Source organism: Candidatus Symbiopectobacterium sp., assembly GCF_020054415.1.
GTDB lineage: Bacteria > Pseudomonadota > Gammaproteobacteria > Enterobacterales > Enterobacteriaceae > Symbiopectobacterium.
In genome coordinates, this window is the sequence record NZ_JAHWCO010000483.1 from 1 (window position 1) to 4,003 (window position 4,003).

3 protein-coding genes are annotated in these 4,003 nt (G+C 50.5%); all 3 read right to left on the reverse strand.

What is annotated here, in order from left to right; genetic code table 11:
* Positions 1-418, reverse strand: a 418-nt coding sequence (locus QZ506_RS14195) for a phage tailspike protein (protein ID WP_291971891.1), incomplete at its 3' end; no start/stop codon positions are given.
* Positions 419-855: 437 nt separating this feature from the next.
* A complete protein-coding gene (locus QZ506_RS14200; protein WP_291971893.1) occupies positions 856-2,919 on the reverse strand; it encodes a hypothetical protein in 2,064 nt (687 codons plus the stop codon).
* The coding region (locus QZ506_RS14205) for a phage DNA ejection protein (protein WP_291971895.1) at positions 2,904-4,003 on the reverse strand (1,100 nt) is incomplete at its 5' end. The genes QZ506_RS14205 and QZ506_RS14200, both read right to left, overlap by 16 nt.

Here is a 4,003-nt window from a genome sequence, read left to right on the forward strand (position 1 = left end):
CAGTTCCAACTAAATATGTATTATCCGGTGAAAAACCAACAAGGTCAGCACCTCCCGGAGATGCAATTTCTACCCGTAACTGATCCGGGTCATACTTCAGCACATTCGGGAAATAGAATTGCTGCACGTTGTAGGCGTCGTCAATCGCCATGGCGTGGCCTTCTTCTGTCACGAATTTGGCAATCTGCCCGTTGTAGACAGGGTAGCCGCCTGTCCCGATGATGAGCGGCTGGGCGACGGGTGTGTATTTGCCGTCTTCATTTTCCAGATAAACGGGTATCTGATTCTCGGCTATTGTGGGGTCGGTATCGATTTTTCCGATATAAATTTTGCCATTGCTACAGGATCTTAACGCCCGGCGTAGGGTGAACAGTTGCGACGGCATGGATACAACAACGTTTGGCGTAATATCGGCCATAAATATTTCTCCGGGCGTGAGTAGTCTGCGTATTCGCAGTTGACTAATAAACAACCTAGGTTGATATTTAACCGCCAAATTCCGGGCTAATATCGAGGTGCATAATGAGCAAGAAACCGGGTGAGAACACAGGTAAAGACGGCGGCATCTATCAAGAGGTTGCCCCTCGCGGCGGCAAGAAAGATATAGCAAAGCGACATTATTTTGATAACAATTAGCTGTATTTTTTTGCCACATATCAGGGCATTCGCTGTAATCATTTTTAAGTCGGTTGGCTATATTTGATAGATTTTTTTATCCATCAAAAACAGAAAGAGGGATCATTGTTTTATGCTTTTATGCGGTAGGCGCTTTCCTTCTTGCATTTCATTGGTGCTTCGAGAGAGTAAATGAATATATATCGAGATCAAAAAGCTAAAGCCTTCCATGGCTGTTGGTTACTGTTTTTCTTCACCCTGTCGCTGATAATTCAACCAGCCGACCACACCTAGCCTTGCGATAGTCTTTTTGTCTATCTCAGGCAGAGAGTCGAAAAACGCTCTCCATTGCGGTGATCGTCTAACGCGGCTATCCATTACATGACCCGGCGCAGTGGACGGCAGCGAGTTAACCGCACGCTGAAATTCAGGTGATGCTATTAGCTTATCAGCCGCCTCCATCGATCCGGCTCCACCTGCAAGCCTGGCTTTCTGCGCCAAGCGCTGCCCTATCTCAGCCCCAGCAATGGCACCCAATGGGCCACCGTATGCACCGACCATAGTCCCGATCCTTTGGGCGTGGCTCGCTGCCATCTCATAAGGCGCAGTAACCCTGTTAAACCGTGACGTAAACTCATTTAGCCGCCCGGTTGTAATTTCATATGACTTTGCATTCTTTATCGCTCTGGCTACCGTGTAAGCGTCTCGTAATCCTGCCATCGTCTCTTTAGGCAGATGTTGAGATAGCAGCCTAATTTGACCGCTTGCCTGCATGTTCTGCCACCAGTCAGCAAACCCTGCTGGGTTAAAGTCAGCACCTCGCTTTCCAGAAGAAAGCATGTCACGCAGCGCAGTGCCTACCAACTCCGTTCTTAATTGTCGGGATGGGGTGTTATCTACCAAGTCACGGAATGCCTTGCCATTACCTTTCGCCATTGACTGTAGCGCTGTTGTTGCGCTAGCGGTCACATCCCCGTTAAGCGTCCTGCCGCGCAGGTTAACCATCTGCTCTTCCAGGGTTTTTCGCATCTGGACAAGTCGCTGCGCCACTTCGAAATCACGAAGTTGGGGAGTACCGGATAAAGCCGCCTTCTGATCTTCTGCTAGTGAGCCATAGAGTCGAGAAAGAGCCGCCGAGTCAGCATCCTTGTATGGACCCCTGTTTTTGTGCAAAGCATCTCCGACTAGCCTCCGCTGCTTGTTAAGGTTTGCATAGGTTAGTACTCCCTCTCTACTTGGGTTAACCGCTTTAAAAATTTTCTGTTCTATGGGGTCTAAATTTCCCCACCCACCTAAGCTGTCGGCCTCTCTTTCCAGCATTGATCCGGTGTTCGGGGCTTCAATTCCAGTTCCGGGTGCCATCGCCTTATCAACGCGAGCATACAAAGAATCGCTACGCCGTTCTAACGCCGACATCCTGCCATTAACCTGACCGATAAAGCGATCGCTCATCGCCAGCGCATCAGGAGCGCCAGCGACGTCATCAATTATCTTTCCTGCACCAGAAGCAAGCTCAGTTATTGCTTGATCCTCCTGCATGCGCAACGCTGAACCTGCGCGAGACTTTATCGCCTGCTCTACTGCCTGATACTGTGCATTTCCAGATAAATGAGATGGAAGAATAGCGTTAACACCAAGACGTCCCGCTGCCTCTGCAACATCCTGCTGAGGACGAACATCAAGACCCTGAAGCGATGATGCCAAATCAGGATTATCTCTTGCTGCGACTCGACGCAGCGTTTCCTCGGCTTGATTATCAGCACCAGGTGCTATTTGTTGCGTAGCTTGCTGCACCACTCTCTCTGATGCTGGCTCACCGCCCCTGATTAGTTGACGAACGCCACGATATAATGCAGGAGCGCCCATCAATGCAGTGTTTATTGCCATTTCCTTTGTGGCGTTCTCGGCAAAGTCTCCAGGCTGATTACCCGCGTTAGCTACAGAACCAATCATCGCACCTTTCACAGCACCAGCTCCGGGTACAAGATACGTCCCGATAGCTTCACCTGCTTGCGCCCACTGGTCTGTCGGACGGTCTACCGGACGATAAACCGGACCAAGAACATCACCAATACCGACCGCGCTAGTCCCGGCATTAATCAGGTTGGCGCCACCCTGCAGAATGTCGAATGGTATATTCACTAATCCCCGTGCGGCTTGCTCAACGTTATCCGCCAGCGTTGGCGATCTTGGTGCCTGAGCTTGGCCAGGAGATGAATCCAACACGAATCCTTGAGGCAGCCCTGCATTACCAGGTGGAGAATCTAGCTCGAACCCTTCAGGTAATCCTACATTGGTTGCCATTGCCCACCCCTGAATATAATCTTCTGCCCAGTGCCAGGATTGGTTGCTGTAGCCCCCTCCCCTATTGTTCCGGTCGATGGATTTCCAGTAGTACCGCCACCAGCCGCCCCTTGCCCCCCTGGAACATTCTCAAATAGTTTTGCTTTACGGTTGCTAAGGCTGTTTTTCAGACCTTGAGGAATTGTGTCCCCGTATGTGCCTAAATACTCATCAACCTGCTGATTGAATTGCTCACCCATCGAGTTAGCGTTTATTTTTGCAGCTTGAACAATGTTGTTTCGTGCGTCTTGGGACAGGCCATTACCCGCATTAAGCTGATCGACATAGCCTTTCATCTGTCCCCAAACACCATCGGAGCGCATGACCTGCACTTGCTCCCCTTCCCTAACCACGGATTGCGGATCAAGCGATTTCATGTAGTTGAAGATAATTCCAAGCTGCGCGGCACCCGTATTCACCCGGCTCAACGCTTGCAGAGAATTCGCCGCCGATTTAACGGCATTGTAGTTTTTACCAAAGCCTGTTATATCGGAGTTCAGACCCTTGATAAGGTCAGCAGTCGGCTTACCTTTCTGCCCAAGCTCCATCAATTTCAAACCCATATCATCCGAATGGAATTGCGCTCGTTGAGCACGATCAAGAGCTGAATGATTTATTGCAGCCCATCCTCTGGCGTTATCTAGTGCCTGACCACGAGCGGTTATATCCTGCCCGCGCATCGTTACCTGCTGCTGAGACTGTTCAAGCGCCCTGCCTTGCTGTTTATCCAGGATATCGAAATATTTATCACCGCTCCCGGCCATACCAAGAATGTCAAACAGTTGCGCGGCACCCTGTGGGTCTTGTATCCCCATTTGCGCCAGAATGCCCGGGTTAGCGCCAACACGAGACAACTCACCTGAGTTTTTTTGCAGATACTGAGCATATGCATCCGGACCCTGAGACAGTGCTAGCCGCAACTTTGCGGCCTGATTGGTCATATCGGAACGCTGACCAGCATCAAGGCCGGAAACAGCCTGCTGAGCCTGACCTATGAATGCCGGGTTCTGCACAGCGAAATCGCGCAATGCTGACGTGTCACCAG